Origin of the sequence: Streptomyces sp. NBC_00388 (genome assembly GCF_036061255.1) — a bacterium.
Lineage (GTDB): Bacteria > Actinomycetota > Actinomycetes > Streptomycetales > Streptomycetaceae > Streptomyces.
The window spans coordinates 3,171,435-3,189,815 of record NZ_CP107948.1 but is presented as its reverse complement, the minus strand read 5'-3'; the positions used below and the strand labels follow the sequence as shown (position 1 = coordinate 3,189,815).

Sequence of the window (18,381 nt, the reverse complement as noted above, 5' to 3'; positions counted from 1 at the left end):
TAACCGGGGACCGTTTCCCCGTTTGAACCCCTGTAACTGCGAAGCGGGGAGTCCTTCCCCGGTTGCGGGAACCAGAACACTTCGGGACCGACAGGGAAAGGGAAGGGGAGCGCCGTGGACACCGCCACCGCAGTCCGGCCGCGCACCAGGGCCGACGCCCTGCGCAACCGGGAGCGGATCGTATCGGCCGCGCGTGAGATCTTCGTGGAGTACGGGCCGGACGTGCCGCTCGACGAGATCGCCCGCCGGGCCGGCGTCGGCAACGCCACGCTCTACCGTCACTTCCCCGACCGGGTCGAACTCTTCCGGCACGTCGTTCTCTCCGTCATGGCCCGCGTCGCGGACCAGGTGGAGGCGGCCATCGCCGAAGAGCCCGACAGCTTCGCCGCGCTCCGCCGTTTTGTGCACGCAGCGGCCGAGGAGAAGATCGGCGCGCTCTGCCCGATGCTCTCCGACGGCTTCGACCGTGCGGACACGGAGATCATGGCGGCGCGTGACCGGCTCGCGGAGTCCGTGGAGGACCTCATGAGCCGGGCACGCCAGGAAGGGCGGCTGCGCTCCGACGTCGCGGTCGGGGATCTGTTCGTCGCCCTCTCCCAGCTCACCAGGCCGCTGCCCGGCGCGGGTTGTCTGGGCCTCGACCGCTTCGTCCACCGTCATCTACAGCTGTTCCTCGACGGGCTTCAGGCCTCGGCGCGGACGGCACTTCCTGGGTCACCGGCGACTCTTGAAGACCTGCGCCGGCCGTCGTAACGCAGACGTAATGGCCGGACCCCACGCTTGAACACGGACCACAGCCCGAACACGGACCACAGCCCGATCACGGACCACACCCAGAACACGACGAGGTCCGGACGGACCGGGGCCCGGACCCGCCGCACGGACACGCTGCTCGATCTCGACGTTTGATCACGACGCCTGAAGAGGACGCCCGAATTGCACGCCTGACCTCGATGCCCGACGCCCGTGTACGCGCTTGAAGCGCCCACCCGGAGCGCACGACCGCGAAACGCCCGCCCGTGAGCGCACCCTGCAGTGCGCTCCGGGAGTGCGCCTCACGACCCCTGTCCAGGAGCTCTGACTCGCTCCTGCGCGGACTTCTCGTTGCCCTGTCTTGACCTCTCCGCACCCCTAGGTGGCTCCCACCATGTCGAAAACTGCCGACATATCACTCCCTGATCCCAATCGCTGGAAAGCACTCGTCTTCATCGCCCTCGCGCAGCTGATGGTGGTGCTCGACGCGACGATCGTGAACATCGCGCTGCCGCACGCCCAGGTCGACTTGGGCATCTCGGACGCCAACAAGCAGTGGGTCATCACGGCCTACGCCCTCGCCTTCGGCGGACTGCTGCTCTTCGGTGGCCGCATCGGCGACCTCTGGGGCCGTAAGCGCGCCTTCGTCATCGGGCTGCTCGGTTTCGCCGCGGCCTCCGCCGTCGGTGGCGCCGCAGGCAACGAGGCGATGCTGCTCACCTCCCGTGCCGCGCAGGGTGTCTTCGGCGCGCTGCTCGCGCCCGCCGCGCTCTCGCTGCTCGCCGTGACCTTCACCGATGCCAAGGAGCGCGCCAAGGCGTTCGGTATCTTCGGGGCCATCGCCGGTGGTGGCGGCGCCGTGGGCCTGCTGCTCGGCGGGTTCCTCACCGAGTACCTGGACTGGCGCTGGACGTTCTTCGTCAACATCCCGTTCGCCGCTGTCGCCGCGCTCGGTGCGTACTTCGTGATCCGTGAGCCCGCGGGTGGCCGCAACCGTTCGCCGCTGGACATCCCCGGTGTGCTGCTCTCCACGACGGGCCTGGTCGCCCTGGTGTACGGCTTCACGCGCGCCGCGTCCGACGGCTGGTCGGACCCGGTCACCATCGGCATGTTCGTCGCGACCGTCGTCCTGCTCGGCGCGTTCGTCGCCGTCGAGTCGAAGGTCAAGGCACCGCTGCTGCCGCTCCGCGTGGTCGCCGACCGCAACCGCGGTGGCATCTACGCCTCGCTCGGCCTGGCCATCATCGGAATGTTCGGTCTCTTCCTCTTCCTGACCTACTACCTCCAGGTCGTGCAGGGCTACTCCTCGGTCAGGACCGGTTTCGCCTTCCTGCCGATGGTCGCCGCCATGATCACGGGCTCCACGCAGATCGGCGCCCGGCTGATGACCCGGGTGCCCGCCCGGTTCCTGATGGGCCCCGGCTTCGCCGTCGCGGCCGTCGGCATGCTGCTGCTGACCCGCATCGAGGTCGGTTCCTCGTACGCCGGAGTGATCCTGCCGGGCATGCTGCTGCTGGGCCTCGGGATGGGTACGGCGTTCATGCCCGCCATGTCCCTCGCCACGCACGGCATCGCACCGCGTGACGCCGGTGTCGCCTCGGCAATGGTCAACACCTCGCAGCAGGTGGGCGGCGCGATCGGTACGGCGCTGCTGAACACGATCGCCGCCTCCGCCACCACCGCGTACCTCACGGGGCACGCGGCGGCCGGCGGCAACGTCAAGCTGATCCAGGCACAGGCCCTGGTGCACGGCTACACCCACGCGATCTGGGTGGCGGTCGGCATCCTGGCGATCGCCTCGGCGATCGCGCTGACCCTCATCAACGCCGGTCGTCCCTCGGTCACTCCGACGGCTTCGGGCTCCGGCTCCGGGGACTCCGACGCGATCGAGGACGAGCTGCAGATCCCGGTGATCGCGCACTGAGCCGAGCGGGCTGACGCGTGCGGGGGCACGCGCCCCGCCGCACGTACGGGGCACGCGCCCCGCTGCAGAAGATCTGCCCTGGTTCCGCAGGGACGTCTCGGGAGTCCGGAGGCGTCAGCGGAGCCAGGGCAGATCCGCGTCCTCGCCCGGTGGCTGCAACCCTTCGGCCAGCACGCGCATGATCTCGCCGAGCTGGTCCGTCTGTTCGGGGGAGAGCCGGTCGAACAGCGCCTGCCGTACGGCGGCGACGTGGCCGGGAGCGGTGCGTTCCAGCACCTTCGTACCGGCGGGCGTCAGGACCGCGTTCTGGCCCCGCTTGTCGGACGGGCAGTCCTCGCGGCGCACCCAGCCGTTCCGCTCCAGCCGCGCGATGGCGTGCGAGAGCCGGGACCGGGTGATCTTCGCGTCCCTCGCGAGCTCGGTCATCCGCATGCGCCGCCGCGGCGCCTGGGCGAGCTTCACGAGCAGCCCGTAGTAGATGTGCGGCATACCGGCGTCCCGCTGCAGCTGGCGGTCGAGGTGGTCCTCCAGGAGCGTGGTGGCATGGAGGTACGCGCGCCAGATGCGCTGCTCCTCGTCGCTGAGCCAGCGCGGTTCGTCAGGGGGCGGTGCCGAAGTCATGTGCTCCACTGTACGACTCTTTCTTGAATATTAAACTAGATATGATTAAGGTTCCGGGTAAACGCTTGATACTTCAAGTAGTTCATCGAGGGAGTTGCCGCCCATGACCGCCGTCGCCCCGGAACGCATGCCCGCCCTGTACCTCTCCCATGGCGCGCCACCGCTCGCCGACGATCCGGTCTGGCCCGGCCAGCTCGCTGCCTGGTCCGCCGCCCTGCCGCGCCCCAAGGCCATCCTGATGGTCTCCGCGCACTGGGAGGACGCCCCCCTGGCGCTCGGCGCGACCGGCGCGGTCCCCCTCGTATACGACTTCTGGGGCTTCCCCGAGCACTACTACCAGGTGACGTACGGCGCCCCCGGCGCACCCCTGCTGGCCGAGAGCGTACGGAAGCTGCTGCGCGGCGCCGGTCATCCGGTCCAGGACGTACCGGACCGGGGGCTCGACCACGGGGCGTACGTCCCGCTGGTGGAGATGTACCCGGACGCCGGCATCCCCGTGCTGCAGATCTCCATGCCGACGCTCGACCCGCGGAAGCTGATGGACATCGGGCGCAGGCTCGCCCCGCTGCGGGACGAAGGCGTGCTGATCGTCGGCAGTGGCTTCTTCACCCACAACCTGGCGGCGCTGCGCCACGGAGGCACCCCCGGCTGGTCCGTGGAGTTCGACGCCTGGGGGCGCGAGGCGCTGGAGGCCCAGGACATCGACGCGCTGCTCGACTTCGAGCGGAAGTCCCCGTCCGCGCGGCTCGCCCACCCGCGGACCGAGCACTTCGCGCCGCTGTTCGTGACACTCGGGGCGGCCGGGGACGGGCTGGAGGACCGGCGCGATGTGATCGACGGCTTCTGGATGGGGCTTGCGAAGCGGTCGGTGCAGTTCGGGTAGTCCGGCTGGTCCGGGCAGGGGGTGCGCGGGTCCCGGACAGGGTGGTGGGGGCAGGATGCGGGGCCGGGCTGTGGGTTATCCGGTCGTGGGCCCGCCGACAGCCCCCGCCGCGCCGACAGCCCCCGCTGCCCGGGCCCTCCTGTCGAGAGGTCTCTCGAACCAGGCGACATCGTGGTAGACGCCGAACTTCCGCCCCACCTCGCGGTACGTGCCCACCGGGGTGAAGCCGAAGCGCGCGTGCAGAGCGGCGGAGGCGTCGTTGGGCAGGGTGATCCCGGCGTACGCCCGGTGCACGTCCTCATCGGACAGCGCATCGAAGAGCGCTTCGTAGAGCAGGGTGCCGATCCCGCGGCCCGCGGCGCCGGGGGCGCAGTAGACGGTCACCTCGACCGAGGTGGCGTACGCCGCCTTCGGCCGGAATGCACTGCTGGTTGCATACCCCAGAATCCGGGCAGACGGTATTTCCTGAGCAACCAGGAGCCTGTGCGGGCCGTCTTCAGGATGGGAGAGCAGCCATGGGCGGCGCTCATCGGGAGCGAAGACATTCGTGTCAAATGTGATCGCAGTCTCACGGACGTAGTGGTTGTAGAGGTCGGTCAGGGCCTCCAGGTCGGCCTCCCGGCCCGGCCTGACCTGCACGTCCGTACGGTCCGCTGACATGTGCTCTCCCTAGGTGGCCGGACAGGGTACTGCACGATCACTAAAAAGAGAGCGTACCTGGGGAATTCTGTCCGGATTCCAGTCGTTGTTTCCATCAGATGCAGGACACCGGAGAGGGTGTTCCGCACCACACCGCACCATCGAGCCACTGATTCGCGACCTCATCACGTTACTCACGTAAGGGAGCACGCATGGCAACCCGTGCCGTCGCCCGTCGTTCCGACCGGGCAAGCAGCGTTCGCGCCGTAGGCGGGGAGATCGCCGACCGCGACCTGGTCGGCATGTACCTCGATGAAATCGCACGTACGCCGCTGCTCGACGCCGAGAAGGAGGTCGAGCTGTCCCAGACCATAGAGGCCGGGGTGTTCGCCCAGCAGGTTCTCGACGGTTCCGTGCAGAGCGAGGCGGCCGGGGCCTCGCACGGTGAACTGGAGGCGCTGGTCGCCGCCGGGGAGCGCGCCAAGGATGTCTTCATCCGCTCCAACCTGCGTCTGGTCGTCGCTGTGGCGCGCCGCTATCCGCGCGCCGGTCTGCCCCTGCTCGACCTCATCCAGGAGGGGAACGCCGGCCTGGTGCGCGCGGTCGAGAAGTTCGACTACGCCAAAGGCTTCAAGTTCTCCACGTATGCCACCTGGTGGATCCGGCAGGCGATCACCCGGTCCATAGCCGACCAGTCGCGTACCATCCGGCTCCCTGTCCACCTGGTGGAGGAGCTGGGCCGGATCCGCCGTGTCCAGCGCGAGTTCAACCGCGAACACGGCCGTGACCCGGAGCATGAGGAGATCGCTGCCGAGCTGGACACCAAGCCGTCCCGTGTGAGCGATGTACTGGACTGGGCCCGTGACCCGGTCAGCCTGAACATGCCGGTGGACGACCAGGGCGAGACCCAGTTCGGTGACCTCCTGGAGGACACGTCGGCGGTATCGCCCGAGCAGTCGGTCATGACGCTGCTGCGCAGTGAGGAGCTCGACGAGCTGATCGGCAAGCTCGATCACCGCACGGCTTCGATCATCAAGATGCGCTTCGGTATCGACGACGGCCGGGAGCGGACGCTGACCGAGGTCGGTAAGGAGCACGGTCTGACCCGCGAGCGGATCCGCCAGATCGAGAAGCACGCGCTGCTCGAACTGAAGAAGATGGCGGACGACGTGGGCTTCGACGCGGCGGCGTGAGCTGCGCACCCGTCACTTTGTGGCCCTCCTGCGACCCTGCCCCCGGACCCGGCTACCGGGCGGCGCCGAGTGCGGCGCCGCCCGGTATTCGCAGGCCGGGGCGTATGCGTGAGCGCGCGAGCCTGAGGGAGTGAGCGCGGAGCGGCTTCCCGAGCGCCGCCCGGCCGGGGGAGCGGCGGGACTGCGCCCTCAGACGGTGAACACCGCTTCCCTGGGCGTCTCGTCCGTGTCGGCCCCCTCCTCCGCCGGTCCGGCGGCCGGCTCCGCCCCGCTGCCGGCAGGCGCCCGCTTGGGCAGGGCGAACATCAGCAGGAAGATCACACCGAGCACCCCGGCCACCCACCACAGCGAGTGCATGAAGGCGTGGACGAAGGCGTCCCCGGTCGCGCTCGGCGCCAGCCGGTCGCTGATCGAGCCGAAGAACACGACGGACACCAGGCCGAGCCCCAGCGCGTTGCCCATCTGCTGCACGGTGTTGATCAGGCCGGAGGCCGACCCGGCATGCTCCTTGGGGACGTCCGCGAGGACCGCGTCCGTCAGCGGCGCGACGATCAGCCCCATACCGACCCCCATGACCGCCAGCGGCAGCACCATCTGCCAGGACGTGATCGCTGTCCCGTACCGGTCCGCCTCCCAGATGTAGAGCAGCAGCCCGGCCGCCATCAGCAGCGCGCCCGCCTGGAGCACCTTGCGGCCGAAGCGCGGGACCAGCTTCTGTACGGACATACCGGCGGCGGCCGAGACGGCCACCGAGAACGGGATCCCCGTGACCCCCGCCCGCAGGGCGCTCCAGCCGAGGCCGATCTGCATGTACAGCGTCCAGACCAGGAAGAAGATACCCAGCGCCACGCCGAACGTGGCCTGCACCGCGATGCCGGCGGCGAAGCTCTTCACCTTGAACAGCTCCAGCTCGACCAGTGGTGAGCCGTCCTTCCGCGCCTTCAGCCGCTCGTACGCGACCAGCCCGCCGAACACGACGACGCTGCCCGCCATCGAGACGTACCCCCAGACCGGCCAGCCGAGCTCACGGCCGCGCGTCAGCGGGTAGAGCAGCATCAGCAGACCGACGACCACCAGCAGCACACCGACGATGTCCAGCCTGAGCGCCTTCGGGGCCCTGGACTCGGTGATGAACCTGCGCCCGAGGAAGAGCCCGATCAGCCCGACCGGCAGGTTGATCAGGAAGATCGGGCGCCACTCCAGGCCTGCGATGTTCCACTCGGTCAGCAGCGCGCCGAGCAGTGGGCCGGAGACCGCGCCCAGGCCGACGATCGCGCCGAACAGCCCGAAGACCTTGCCGCGCTCCTCGGCGGGGAAGGTGGCGTGCACGATCGAGAGGACCTGCGGCACCATCAGCGCCGCCATCGCACCCTGCAGGATCCGCGAGGCCACCAGCATCTCCGGGTTCGCCGCGAAGCCGCACAGTGCGGAGGCCAGCGTGAAGCCGCCTATGCCGATGAGGAAGAGCCTCTTACGGCCGTGGATGTCGCCGAGCCGCCCGCCGGTGATCAGTCCGGCGGCGAAGGCCAGCGCATAGCCCGCGGTGATCCACTGGATCTGGCTGAACGAGGCGCCGGTGTCCTTCTGGATGGACGGGATCGCGATGTTGACGATCGTCACGTCGACGAGGTCCATGAAGGCCGCGGTCATCACGATGGCCAGCGCGAACCACCTGCGACGGTCCGCCCTGAGCGCGGCCCGGGCGGCCTGTGCCGCCGGGGTGTCCGGCGCGTCCTGGGCGGTGGGCTGGGGTGTTGAGGTCATGCGGTGAAGCTAGTCGGTATATAGGTCAACCTGTGTCCCAGTTCCCGGGCATCCTGGGTCTCATGACGGACACGCCGGTACGGCTGCTGCACCTTCTCTCGCTGCTCCAGACCCCGCGCGAATGGCCCGGCAGTGAGCTCGCCGGGCGCCTCGCCGTCAGCAGGCGCACCGTGCGCCGGGACATCGACCGGCTGCGTGACCTCGGCTATCCCGTCCAGGCCACGAGGGGAGCCGAGGGCGGCTACCGGCTGGTGGCGGGCAAGGCCATGCCCCCGCTGGTCCTCGACGACGAAGAGGCGGTCGCCATCGCGGTCGGGCTGCGCGCCGGGGCCGGGCACGCGGTCGAGGGCATCGAAGAGGCTTCCGTACGGGCCCTGGCCAAACTGGAACAGGTGCTGCCGTCCAGGCTGCGGCACCGCGTGGCCACGCTTCAGGCCGCGACGATCCCGCTGACCAGCGGGGACGGCGCGACGGTCGATCCGGACACGCTGACGGTGATCGCGGGGGCCGCCACCGGGCCCGAGCGGCTGCGCTTCGGCTACCGGGCCGGGGACGGTACGGAGACGAAGCGGCTGGTCGAGCCGTACCGGCTGGTCTCCACCGGCCGCCGCTGGTATCTCGTCGCATACGACATCGACCGGGACGACTGGCGGACGTTCCGGGTCGACCGGGTGAGCCGGCCCTTCGCGACGGGGGCGCGATTCGTCCCGCGGGAGCTGCCCGCGGTCGATGCGGGGGAGTTCGTCAGCCGGTCCCTGTCGCGACGGCAGCCTTCGGTGGATCTCGACGTGACCTTCGAGGCCCCGGCGGAGTTCGTGGCGGCACGGCTGCCGAACGGGATGGGTACGCCCGAGGTACTGGACGAGCGACGCTGCCGTCTCCGGGCGCCGGTGGCGGACTCGCTGGAGTGGCTGGGGCTGCGGCTGGCGGTGGTGGACGCGGAGTTCACCGTGCACCACCCGCCCGAGCTGGTGGAGTACGTGGCGGAGCTGGGCGCCCGGCTGGGCCGTGCGGCGGGGACAGGGCGCGACCGGTGAGCCCCTCGGCCTGCCGGGAGCGACGAGTACGGCGGGTGAGCCGGGGGCGGCGAGGTGCCGGTGCCGGGGGAGTCGGAGTGCGGGTGCCGGGGTGCCGCGGTGTGGGCATGGGGTGGTGCGGGTGTCGGGGCGGTGCGGGTGTCGGGGGTGACGCGGGGTTCAGCGCACGCGGGCGCGGAGCTCCATCGCCGTGCGGGCCGCGCTCTGCGACGCGTACACCTCGCACATGTGACGGCCGTCGGGTGTCGCCGTGTGCTCGACCTCCCAGAGGCTGACCTCCTGGCCGTCCAACAGCAGGAAAGCGTGCTCGTAGAGGGTGAAGGCCGCGGGGCCCGCGCTCTCGAAGCGGCACTGGCTGCCGAGGGCCTGGCTGATCTGGTGGGCGAACGCGGAACGCAGCCGTCGCGCGATCTCCTCACCGGGGTGGTCCGGATTCTCCGCGCGGCGCAGCACCCGGCGGGCGTGGTCGGCCGATCGGTCCGCCGTGTACGTCCTGGCCGCCGCGGGCGGAGGAGGCGACTGGAGCGTGGTGAGGATGCCGAGGTCGTCCTCCGGGTCCTCGTCGGGGAACATCGCGGCGGCGTCGGCACCGCGGATCCGGGTCACGGCGAGCCTGGCCTCGGCCTCACCCGGATACAGCTCGTACTGCGGGCCCGTGCCGGTGCCCGTCTCGTACACCAGCTCCCACAGGGTCAGGTCGGTGCCGTCGGCGATGAGGAACGTGTGACGGTACGTCTCGCGGTGCAGCCCGGCGCCCGAGCTGTGGTGCGAGGAGTGCAGCGCGGTGCTGTGCGCCAGCGCGGAGCCGAGCCGCTCGACAGCGGCGTCGGGCAGCTCGAAGGCGTTCAGTGCGCGGTCGAGGAGTCGCGCGAGGTGCTCCTCGGTCGTCTCATGCGAATGGCTCAAGGTCTCTCCAGGCCGTCGCGGCAAGTCATGAGGTCGGAACTCAACGTAGCCCCTGGGTCTGACAACGTGGCCTTCGTTCGGCAAAACGAAGGGGGCGTGCGCGAAGTTCCCGGGCGCCCTGCCAACTCACGTGTCCGGCAAGTCAGTAGATGCTGTGTCAGTTCGGTTCGGTTCCCGGCCCCGTCCCGTACAGGTCACGATAGGCCGGAAACCGCCCACCGGGCCCCTCCACCGGCTCCGCGGCCCGGACGGCCCGCACCACGGCGCGGCTCAGCGCGTCGGCCCCGGCGGCCAGCACGTCGTTGAGGACGCTCAGGTCGGGGTGGTGTCCGGTGCCGGTGGCAAGTGCGAAGACGGTGTCGCCGTCATGCATCAGGTGGACGGGCCGCACGGCTCGCGCCAGGCCGTCGTGCGCCGTGCCGGCGAGCTTCTGCGCCTGGGCGCGGGTGAGTTCGGCGTCGGTGGCCACGACCGCCAGGGTGGTGTTCAGCGGGGGGCGCGTGCCGTCCTCGCGCGCCAGAGCCAGTTGTCGCTGTGCCTCCTCGTGAACGGCGGTCGCGGGGTAGTCGGGGCGGCCCTGGCCGTACTCGCCGTAGAGCACGCCCGTCAGCGGATCGACCGGTGAGCCCGCCGCGTTCACCACGGCCAGCGCGCCCACCGTGATGCCCGAGGCGAGGGTGATGCTCGCCGAGCCGACCCCGCCCTTGAGCCCGCCGGCCACCGCACCCGTACCGGCGCCGACGCTGCCCTGTCCGGCCGGTGTGCCGGGCGCCGTCTCCGCTGCGGCCTCCACGGCCGCCCGGCCGGTGGCCGCGTCCGGCCTGGCCCGCCAGTCTCCCCCGCGGCCCAGGTCGAAGATGCAGGCGGCGGGGACGACCGGTACCACCTGCGCGGGATCGGGGCCGACCTGGACGCCGCGGCCCTGTTCCTCCAGCCAGGCCATCACGCCGGAAGCGGAGTCCAGCCCGTAGGCGCTGCCGCCCGTGAGGACGACGGCGTCCACGCGCTGGACCAGATTGCGTGGGTCGAGGGCGTCCGTTTCCCGGGTGCCGGGGCCTCCCCCGCGCACGTCCACGGCGGCCACCACACCGCCGGGCGGCGCCAGGACGACAGTGGTGCCGCTCAGCGCGCCCGCGCCGGGTACCTGCGCGTGCCCGACCCGGAGCCCGGCCACATCGGTGATCGAATCGGGCTGCCGCGTGGGCGTGTTCGCGTTCGGGCCCACGGGGGAGTCCGGGTGTGCGGGAGAGCCCGGGTGTACGGGAGAGCCCGGGTGTGCGGGGGATCCGGGGTGCGCGGGCGGCTTCGGGGCGCCCTGGGCGCCGTCCTCACCCGCGAGCGGTGTCATACGGCGTCCTGACGGGGTGTCTGCTGCGGTCATGCCTCCATGGGACCACCCCTGCCGGCGAGGTGGCGCCCGCTGCTCCTGGCCCGTCCGGTCCCGGTCCTTCCGCTGCCCCTTCTCCCTCCCTTCGTGGCGGCCGGACCGGTCACGGCAGGGGGCACGCCACCAGGCACACGAATAGCGCATAAAAGGGATATCGCGGACTACGGTGACGCAGTGACCGAGTCCGCCTCCGCCGTACCGCCGCCGCACACCGGCTCCGTACGCACCGCACCGGCACGCACCGTGTCCGTGCGCGCGGCGGCCGCGGGCGCCGCGGTCTCGCTGGCGCTGATCGTGGCCATCGTGCTGGGCAGCCGTTTCCTGCACGACTTCGACTCGGCCCTCCTGCCGTACGCCGTCGCCAGCGTCTTCCTCGCCTTCGGCGTCGCCTACCGGTACACGGTGTGGATCTCCGCGCCCGGGGCGCGCAGGCTCTTCAACAAGGGCTGGAGCAGCTTCTTCTCGCGCGCCAACTTCCGCAGGGCGCCCACCGCGCTGCCGAAGATGATCGCCACCTATCTGGGCTTCCAGAAGTTCCTCGGCGCCAGGTCGCACGCCCGCTGGGCGGCGCACCAGCTGATCTTCTGGGGATGCGTCCTCGCCTCCCTGATCACCTTCCCGCTCACCTGGGGCTGGTTCACCTTCACGTCGGGCAGCGGCTCGGGGCCCGGATACGAGATGCGGATCTGGGGCTTCAAGATCCTCGGGTTCGACTCGCTGAACATCCTGGGCTGGCTGATGTTCCACGGCCTCGATGTCGCCGCCGTCCTGGTCATCCCCGGTGCCTCGTACTTCCTCTGGCGGCGGATGAGGGACCGGGGCGCCATGACGGGACAGCGGTTCGCCTACGACCTGGTGCCACTGCTCGCGCTGATCGTCATCTCCGTGACGGGACTCCTCCTCACCTTCTCCTCGGTATTCCTGCGGGGCGGCGGCTACGAGTTCCTCGCTGTGCTGCACATGGTCTCGGTGATCTTCACCCTCGTCTACGTCCCGTTCGGCAAGTTCTTCCACATCGTGCAGCGGCCCGCGGCCGTGGGAATGCAGCTGTTCAAGTACACCGCCCGCCAGGACGAAGAGATCTTCACCTGCCGCCGCTGCCACGAGCCGATCGACACCGGGCCGTACGTCGACAACCTCCGTGCCACCATGCGCGATCTGGACCTGGGCTTCGACGCCTGGGCCGAGTACTGCCCGCGCTGCAAGCGGGTGCTGCGCGGCAACGCCTACCTCACCCAAGTGAAGAAGGGCTTCAAGTGAGCACCCCGCAGGCCCCGGCTGTCCCGCACGGCGCACCCATCCCGCTCGACCCGTCCATCGCCCCTCCTGGCACCCGCAACTTCCGGGACGCGGGCGGTATCCCCGCCGACCAGTGGCACGCCGACCAGAACGGCGAGACGCTCGTCCCCACCCACTGCTGCTTCTGCGGGGTGCAGTGCGGCATGTACCTCCGTGTGAACAGGCACGGCAAGGTCTTCGGAGTGGAGCCCCGCAACCACGACATCAACCGGATGCGGCTCTGTCCCAAGGGGATCAACGCCTATCAGCAGGTCAACCACCCGGACAGGCTCACCGCGCCGCTGATGCGCCGCACACGCGACGAGCCCTTCGGAGAGGCCTCGTGGGAGGAGGCGCTCGACTTCACCGTCTCCGAGATCCGCCGCATCCAGGGGCGGTACGGCAACGACGCGTTCGGGCTGCTCGGCGGTGCCAGCCTCTTCTCCGAGAAGACCTATCTGGTCGGCAAGTTCGCCCGGGTGGCGCTCAAGACCCGACACGTCGACTACAACGGCAGGCTCTGCATGGTCAGCGCCGCCGGCGCCAACAAGCTCGCTTTCGGCATCGACCGGGCGGGGAACCCTTTCTCCGACATCCTCCTCACCGACTGCCTGCTCATCGCCGGGTCGAACGTCGGGGAGTGCTTCCCCGTGCTGACGCAGTACCTGTGGGGGGCCAGGGACCGTGGCGCCTCCCTCATCGTCATCGACCCGCGCGAGACGGCCATCGCCCGGACCGCCGACATCCATGTCGCGCTCAAGCCCGGCACCGACTCGGTCTTCTTCAATGCCGTACTGAACGTGGTGATCCGCGAAGGCCTCGACAACAAGGACTTCGTCGGGGCGCACACCACCGGCTGGGAGGAGGTCCGCGCCAAGGTCGCCGAGTACACCCCGGAACGCGCCGCAGGGATCTGCGGCATCCCGGCCGGGCAGGTGGTCCAGGTCGCCCGGACCTTCGCAGGCGCCGAGCGGGCCATGGCCTGGCACGCCCGCGGTATCGAGCACCACTCCCAGGGCGTCGAGAACTGCCTCTCCGTCATCAACCTCTGCGCCGCCACCGGCCACATCGGCCGCCCCGGCGCCGGCTACGGGACCCTCACGGGCCAGGGAAACGGCCAGGGTGGCCGCGAACACGGCCAGAAGTCCGACCTCCTTCCCGGTGGCCGGTCGATCACGAACCCGGAGCACCGCAGGCAGATCTGTGAGATCTGGGGCATCGAGGAATCCGAACTCCCGCCCGCGGGAACCTCGATGATGGAGATGGTCTGGCAGATGCGGCGCCAGGAGATCCGCGGACTCATCGGTATCTGCAACAACCCCTTCGTCTCCCTCCCCAACTACCGGGTGGTCAAGGAGGGGTACGACACCACCGAGTTCCACGCACAGTTCGACTTCTTCCTCTCCGAGACCGCGGCCAACGCTCACGTGGTCTTCCCTGTCACCACCTGGGCCGAGGACGAGGGCGTGATGGCCAACGCCGAGGCCCGGGTGGTCAAGCACAACAAGGCGCAGGACCCGCCCCCCGGGGTACGGACCGACACCTGGGTGATCGCGCAGCTCGCCCAGCGGCTCGGCGTCGGTGACAAATTCACCTACGCCGGTTCCCGCGAGGTCTTCGAGGAACTGCGCATCGCGTCGGCGGGCACCGTCAACGACTACTACGGCATCACCTACGAACGGCTTGAGGAGACCGGCGGTATCGCCTGGCCCTGCCCGTCCACCGATCACCCCGGCACTCCCCGGCTCTTCGAGGACGGCACCACGTACCACCCCGACGGCAAGATCCATCTGCAGGTGGTCGAGTGGCACCCGCCGATGGACCCGTACGACGACGAGCACCCCATGTCGCTCACGACGGGCCGCACGGTCGCGCACTTCCTCTCCGGCAACCAGACCCGCAGGCTGGGCGCGCTCGTCGAGCAGACCCCGCGTCCCTGGGTGGAGGTGCATCCGTCCCATGGCTTCACCTCCGGAGATCCCGTACGGGTCGTCACCCGGCGGGGCAGCGAGGTCTTCCCCGCGCTGGTCACCGAGGCCATCCGGCCGGACACCGTCTTCATTCCGTACCACTGGGCTGTTCCCACAGCGGCCAACGCCCTCACCATCGATGCGCTCGACCCCCGTTCCAAGATTCCCGAGTACAAGGTCTGCGCCTGCCGCATCGAGGCCGCCGAGCGGGTCGACGAGGTCCCCGCGCCGCCCGTCGCCCCCGGCGGGACGGCCTATGCCGGGACGCGGATCTCCCGGACCGACCCCCTGCCGCCGTCGGCCCCGCAAGGGCGTGGCACGGCGGAGAGGAGCTGAGCCCCGCCATGATGGGCAGAACGATCTTCATCGATCCCGGGCGCTGCATCGGTTGCCAGGCCTGTGTGTCGGCCTGCCGCGAGTGCGATTCGCACCGGGGCACGTCGATGATCCACCTCGACTACACCGATCCCGGCCAGTCCGTGGCCTCCCTCCCCACGGTCTGTATGCACTGTGAGGACCCGGTCGCACCGTGCGCCGAGGTCTGCCCCGCCGACGCGATCCTGGTGACCGCCGACGGTGTGGTCCAGGAGGCCGACACCACGCGCTGCATCGGCTGCTCCAACTGCGTCAACGCCTGTCCCTTCGGTGTACCGAAGATCGATCTCCAGGCGAAGCTCCAGCTCAAGTGCAATCTCTGTTACGACCGCACCGCGTACGGCCTCGCCCCCATGTGCGCCACGGTCTGCCCCACGGGGGCGCTCTTCTACGGAACGCTTGAGGAGCTCCGGGCCGAGCGGCCCGGTGTGCAGGTCGCCGACTCCTTCGCGTTCGGCGATGTCGTGGTCAGGACCGGTGTGGCGATGGTGGTCCCCGCCGACAAGGTCCAGTGGCCGGTGCCCGGCGGGCTTCCGGTTGTCGAGGTCAATGGAGTCGATGTGAGAGACGCGCCCGGTGTCGGCGGCGCCGGTGTATCCGGTGGCGGGGTCGGGGGTGCCGGTGGCGCCCGTGGTGTGCGCGGCGCCAGCAGCACCAGTGGCCCCGCGGCTGCCGGTGGGCCCGACGGCGCCGGTGGTGGTCCTGCCTCCGGTCCCGGGCCCGACGGCGCCGGTGGCGCGGCAGGCGGGGGCGGACGATGAGCGTCACCCAGCACCCTCCAGGCCAGCACTCTCCAGGCCAGCACCCTCCAGGCCGGCAGCCGCCCGGGCAGTCGCCGGGCACGCCTTCTCCGGGGGGCGGTCCGATGGACAGCGACGGGGCCCGCGAGGCGCTGAACGACCGGATCAGCGCGGACTCGCTCACCACGCGCCGCGACTACCTGCGGATCGTCACCACTGTGTCCGGGGGCCTGGCCGTCGGCGGCCTCGGTGTCGCCGGGGGAGTGCTGAAGCGGCACGGTGACAGTGAGGCGGCTCCCACCCCCAGGAAGGTCACCGACCGGTTGCAGCCCGGCGAGTCGGCCGACTTCCGGTTCCCCGGTGAGGAGGACCGCGCGGTGGCCGTACGGCTGGCGGACGGCACCCTCGCCGGGTACTCAGCCGTCTGCACCCACCTCGCCTGCGCCGTGCTGTGGCGCAAGGACCGCGGCACCGAGGGCGAGCTCTACTGCCCCTGCCACGAAGGTGTCTTCGACGCCAGGACCGGCGAGGTCACCGCGGGACCACCCCCTCGGGGGCTGCCACGGGTGCTCCTCGTGGAGCGGGAGGACGGCAGCGTCTGGGCCCTTGCCACGGCCCGCTCGGGTGAGGACACCAAGGACGCCGTCTGCCGGCAGTTCAGAAAATCCGACCCGGAGTCGACGGCGCGGCTCGGCTGTCCCGGTGTGACACGGGCGACACATGAGCGAGGGAAGCAGACGTGACTGACCGTGACTGACCAGCCGCTCCAGCCCGGATCCCGCCCCGAGCCGCAGCCCCGCTCCGAGCCGCAGCCCCGCTCCGAGCCGCAGCCCCGCTCCGAGCCGCAGCCCCGCTCCGAGCCGCAGCCCCGGCCGGGACCCGAGTACCGGCCGGGCAGCGCACAGCCCCGCCTCAACCGCCCGCTCGCCGAACGCTATCCACAGATCCGTCCCACCAGTGGGTACGCCGACCCGCGGATCCGGCACACCGGCCCCGGCCCCGGGGCGGGGAGCGAACAGGAACCGGAACGCTCCTCCAGGCTGACCGCCCGGCTCGTCCTCGCGATGTCCGTGGTGATCGGCCAGCTCTGGGCGCTGACCATCACCGTGAACGAGTGGATGGAGGGCAACACAGGCACAGCCTGGTGGGCCGCCGGCTTCCTCTGCCTGTCCTTCCTGGTGGTGCTGGGGCTCTGGCGCCTGGATCCGAAGGACCGCTGACGGCACAGGCCGGACAACGGGCCGAAAGGGCTGCCGGCCGGGCCGGGGGCGGGCGGGCCCGCACCGCGGCCGGGCGCCGTACCCTTGCCGTATGAGCACTGCCCCCGCCTCCGGCCCCCGCGACGACGGTGACCGCGGCCCCGAGACCCGCCCCGGCACCACGCCGTCGGCCTCCGGGCCGGAGGCCGTGTCCAAGCCGCTGCCGAAGCCGCGCGCCAAGGTGGTCTTCGACGATCCGCTCGACCAGCAGTCCGCCGACGAGACGGACCGCGGCTGGGGCGAGCAGGCATCGTCGGGCGGCAGCGCGGCGGACCTGGCGCGGTTCCTCGACGAGAAGCCGCCGCACCACATCTGAATCTGAGCCGCCCCTGGCCCCGGGAGCTGCGCCCCCAGGAGTGCCCTCAGGAGCTGTGCCCCGAACCGCGCTGGGCGAGCAGGATGTCCCTGATCTCCCGCAACAGCGCCACCTCGGCCGCCTCCGCCTCGGCCGTCTCCTCCTCCAGCGTCTGCTCCCTGGCTGCCTTGCGGGCGAGGTACTTGGCCATCGGCAGCACCATCAGGAAGTAGACGACGGCCGCTGTGATGACGAAGGTCAGGACGGCGTTGAGCACCGACCCCCAGAGGATGTAGATACCGCTGGTCACGTCGCCGGAGGCGCTGACGGCACAGGGTGCCTTGAAGCAGGACTTGTAGGAGTCCAGCTGTGAGGTGCCGAAGGCGCCGACCAGCGGGCTGATCACGCCCTTCACCACGGAGTTCACCACGGCCGTGAACGCGGCGCCGATCACCACGGCGACAGCGAGGTCGATGACGTTCCCCCGCATCAGGAAGGCCTTGAAGCCCTCCAGCACGGTGGGACTCTCTCTGCTCATCAGTCGGTCCTTCTCCCTGTGCGCCGGTGGCGGAACAGCCCGTCCCGCCACCTAAGGCGCTGCGCCACGAAGGTGTCCAATTGGCCTGCCCCGACAGGGGACATGGCCGCTCGTCAGTGCTAATCAGCACAGGGTCACCGCCAGTTTCGAGGTGGCTCCGGCGCCTGCAAGCGCGGTCGCCGTCGCACGGGAGACGGAGAGCACGACGAGCGCGCCCGCCTCGACGGAGGTGTCGCCCGCGACCGGCACATCGGACACCCGGACTCCGGTCGCCACCACCCGCGCCGTACGGCCGGCCGTCGGCGGGCCGGAACCCGCCGGGTCGACACCCACCGGACCGGCTCCCACCGGGGTGTCGCCGAACGCGATGACATCGACACGGTCGCCGCGGGCCAGCAGCCGGACGGTCGCAGCGTCGGCGATGCGTACCGGCGCGGATACCGGGGCGGTACGGCCGGAGGCCGCGGGGGAACCTGGCGGGCGGGCCCGCACGCCCGCCGGCCCGTCCGGCCCGGGGCGGGCCCTGGCGGCGGCGGCCGGGGGTTCCGCGTCCCCGGCGTCGCGTGGGGCCCAGGTAGCCAGTGCGGCAGCCGCGAGCATCACCCCTGCCACCGCCGTGCGCCGCCGGCGGCCCAGAGCGCGCCGCAGGCGATACCGCCCCGGACGCACCCGCAGGGGAGCGAACGGCGGCACTCCGCGCGGCTCGGGCGCGGACACGACCGGTACGGGCATGGGGATCATGGCAACCACCGCCTGGTGTGAGGAGTCTGGGGCGAGCTCCTCCCACGATCCGGCGTCCCGCGACATCCCGCCGAGAGC

At 70.8% G+C, this 18,381-nt stretch carries 17 protein-coding genes and 1 pseudogene; 11 read left to right on the top strand and 7 right to left on the bottom strand.

The features are described from left to right. The first annotated feature begins 114 nt into the window (after positions 1-114). The gene (locus OG917_RS14380; RefSeq protein ID WP_328317995.1) at positions 115-753 is read left to right on the top strand and encodes a TetR/AcrR family transcriptional regulator; all 639 of its coding nucleotides are present in this window, start codon (positions 115-117) and stop codon (positions 751-753) included. A gap of 394 nt (positions 754-1,147) precedes the next feature. Continuing rightward, complete coding sequence (locus tag OG917_RS14375; protein WP_328317994.1) at positions 1,148-2,677, top strand: MFS transporter; 1,530 nt, start codon at positions 1,148-1,150, stop codon at positions 2,675-2,677. Between the two features lie 114 nt (positions 2,678-2,791). Here OG917_RS14375 and OG917_RS14370 read toward each other — a convergent pair whose 3' ends face one another. After that, complete coding sequence (locus OG917_RS14370) at positions 2,792-3,307, bottom strand: MarR family winged helix-turn-helix transcriptional regulator (protein ID WP_328317993.1); 516 nt, start codon at positions 3,305-3,307, stop codon at positions 2,792-2,794. Between the two features lie 94 nt (positions 3,308-3,401). Between OG917_RS14370 and OG917_RS14365 the strand changes: the two genes are divergently transcribed. Further along, the gene (locus OG917_RS14365) at positions 3,402-4,181 is read left to right on the top strand and encodes a dioxygenase family protein (RefSeq protein WP_328317992.1); all 780 of its coding nucleotides are present in this window, start codon (positions 3,402-3,404) and stop codon (positions 4,179-4,181) included. 75 nt (positions 4,182-4,256) lie between these two features. Here the strand turns inward: OG917_RS14365 and OG917_RS14360 are convergent, their stop codons facing one another. Next, complete coding sequence (locus OG917_RS14360) at positions 4,257-4,841, bottom strand: GNAT family N-acetyltransferase (RefSeq protein WP_328317991.1); 585 nt, start codon at positions 4,839-4,841, stop codon at positions 4,257-4,259. Positions 4,842-5,032: 191 nt separating this feature from the next. Here OG917_RS14360 and OG917_RS14355 point away from each other — a divergent pair, with 191 nt between their 5' ends. Beyond that, the gene (locus OG917_RS14355; RefSeq protein ID WP_328317990.1) at positions 5,033-6,013 is read left to right on the top strand and encodes a sigma-70 family RNA polymerase sigma factor; all 981 of its coding nucleotides are present in this window, start codon (positions 5,033-5,035) and stop codon (positions 6,011-6,013) included. A 189-nt stretch (positions 6,014-6,202) separates the two neighbouring features. Here OG917_RS14355 and OG917_RS14350 read toward each other — a convergent pair whose 3' ends face one another. Next, a complete protein-coding gene (locus OG917_RS14350; protein WP_328317989.1) occupies positions 6,203-7,777 on the bottom strand; it encodes an MFS transporter in 1,575 nt (524 codons plus the stop codon). A 62-nt stretch (positions 7,778-7,839) separates the two neighbouring features. Here OG917_RS14350 and OG917_RS14345 point away from each other — a divergent pair, with 62 nt between their 5' ends. Then, on the top strand, positions 7,840-8,814 hold the full coding sequence (locus OG917_RS14345) for a helix-turn-helix transcriptional regulator (RefSeq protein ID WP_328317988.1): 975 nt from the start codon (positions 7,840-7,842) through the stop codon (positions 8,812-8,814). A gap of 159 nt (positions 8,815-8,973) precedes the next feature. Here OG917_RS14345 and OG917_RS14340 read toward each other — a convergent pair whose 3' ends face one another. Together OG917_RS14340 and OG917_RS14335 are read right to left on the bottom strand one after the other, a co-directional pair. Beyond that, a complete protein-coding gene (locus OG917_RS14340; RefSeq protein ID WP_328317987.1) occupies positions 8,974-9,720 on the bottom strand; it encodes a DUF6227 family protein in 747 nt (248 codons plus the stop codon). A gap of 157 nt (positions 9,721-9,877) precedes the next feature. After that, positions 9,878-11,101 (bottom strand): P1 family peptidase, encoded by a 1,224-nt coding sequence (locus tag OG917_RS14335; RefSeq protein WP_328317986.1) that lies wholly within the window; start codon positions 11,099-11,101, stop codon positions 9,878-9,880. 180 nt (positions 11,102-11,281) lie between these two features. On the opposite strand from OG917_RS14335, the gene OG917_RS14330 reads away from it, so the two are divergent. The 6 genes and pseudogenes from OG917_RS14330 to OG917_RS14305 all read left to right on the top strand — a co-directional run bounded on the left by OG917_RS14330 (position 11,282) and on the right by OG917_RS14305 (position 17,045). Beyond that, complete coding sequence (locus tag OG917_RS14330) at positions 11,282-12,367, top strand: MFS transporter (RefSeq protein ID WP_443058955.1); 1,086 nt, start codon at positions 11,282-11,284, stop codon at positions 12,365-12,367. Continuing rightward, positions 12,364-14,691: a molybdopterin oxidoreductase family protein gene (locus tag OG917_RS14325; RefSeq protein ID WP_328317985.1), complete on the top strand. Its 2,328-nt coding sequence runs from the start codon at positions 12,364-12,366 to the stop codon at positions 14,689-14,691. Before OG917_RS14330 ends, OG917_RS14325 begins: the two co-directional genes overlap by 4 nt. An 8-nt stretch (positions 14,692-14,699) precedes the next feature. Then, positions 14,700-15,296: pseudogene (locus OG917_RS14320) on the top strand (4Fe-4S dicluster domain-containing protein); the annotation flags it as partial. A 191-nt stretch (positions 15,297-15,487) separates the two neighbouring features. Beyond that, entirely contained in the window at positions 15,488-16,213 is a 726-nt protein-coding gene (locus OG917_RS14315) for a ubiquinol-cytochrome c reductase iron-sulfur subunit (protein ID WP_443058954.1), read from the top strand. 6 nt (positions 16,214-16,219) lie between these two features. After that, positions 16,220-16,690 carry a DUF6755 family protein gene (locus tag OG917_RS14310; protein WP_328317983.1) on the top strand — a complete coding sequence of 157 codons (471 nt, stop codon included), beginning with the start codon at positions 16,220-16,222 and terminating at the stop codon, positions 16,688-16,690. A 91-nt stretch (positions 16,691-16,781) separates the two neighbouring features. Beyond that, positions 16,782-17,045: a hypothetical protein gene (locus OG917_RS14305; protein ID WP_328317982.1), complete on the top strand. Its 264-nt coding sequence runs from the start codon at positions 16,782-16,784 to the stop codon at positions 17,043-17,045. Positions 17,046-17,091: 46 nt separating this feature from the next. On the opposite strand, the gene mscL is transcribed toward OG917_RS14305, so the two are convergent. After that, a complete protein-coding gene (gene mscL, locus OG917_RS14300; protein WP_328317981.1) occupies positions 17,092-17,562 on the bottom strand; it encodes a large conductance mechanosensitive channel protein MscL in 471 nt (156 codons plus the stop codon). A 123-nt stretch (positions 17,563-17,685) separates the two neighbouring features. After that, the gene (locus OG917_RS14295) at positions 17,686-18,303 is read right to left on the bottom strand and encodes a hypothetical protein (RefSeq protein WP_328317980.1); all 618 of its coding nucleotides are present in this window, start codon (positions 18,301-18,303) and stop codon (positions 17,686-17,688) included. Positions 18,304-18,381: the final 78 nt, after the last annotated feature.

Bases quoted from the DNA above. Each gene is read 5' to 3' on its own strand.
- OG917_RS14375 (WP_328317994.1), top strand. From the start codon at position 1,148: ATGTCGAAAACTGCCGACATATCACTCCCTGATCCCAATCGCTGGAAA.
- OG917_RS14365 (WP_328317992.1), top strand. From the start codon at position 3,402: ATGACCGCCGTCGCCCCGGAACGCATGCCCGCCCTGTACCTCTCCCAT.
- OG917_RS14360 (WP_328317991.1), bottom strand. From the start codon at position 4,841: ATGTCAGCGGACCGTACGGACGTGCAGGTCAGGCCGGGCCGGGAGGCC.
- OG917_RS14355 (WP_328317990.1), top strand. From the start codon at position 5,033: ATGGCAACCCGTGCCGTCGCCCGTCGTTCCGACCGGGCAAGCAGCGTT.
- OG917_RS14350 (WP_328317989.1), bottom strand. From the start codon at position 7,777: ATGACCTCAACACCCCAGCCCACCGCCCAGGACGCGCCGGACACCCCG.
- OG917_RS14345 (WP_328317988.1), top strand. From the start codon at position 7,840: ATGACGGACACGCCGGTACGGCTGCTGCACCTTCTCTCGCTGCTCCAG.
- OG917_RS14335 (WP_328317986.1), bottom strand. From the start codon at position 11,101: ATGACCGCAGCAGACACCCCGTCAGGACGCCGTATGACACCGCTCGCG.
- OG917_RS14315 (WP_443058954.1), top strand. From the start codon at position 15,488: ATGAGCGTCACCCAGCACCCTCCAGGCCAGCACTCTCCAGGCCAGCAC.
- OG917_RS14305 (WP_328317982.1), top strand. From the start codon at position 16,782: ATGAGCACTGCCCCCGCCTCCGGCCCCCGCGACGACGGTGACCGCGGC.
- mscL (WP_328317981.1), bottom strand. From the start codon at position 17,562: ATGAGCAGAGAGAGTCCCACCGTGCTGGAGGGCTTCAAGGCCTTCCTG.
- OG917_RS14295 (WP_328317980.1), bottom strand. From the start codon at position 18,303: ATGATCCCCATGCCCGTACCGGTCGTGTCCGCGCCCGAGCCGCGCGGA.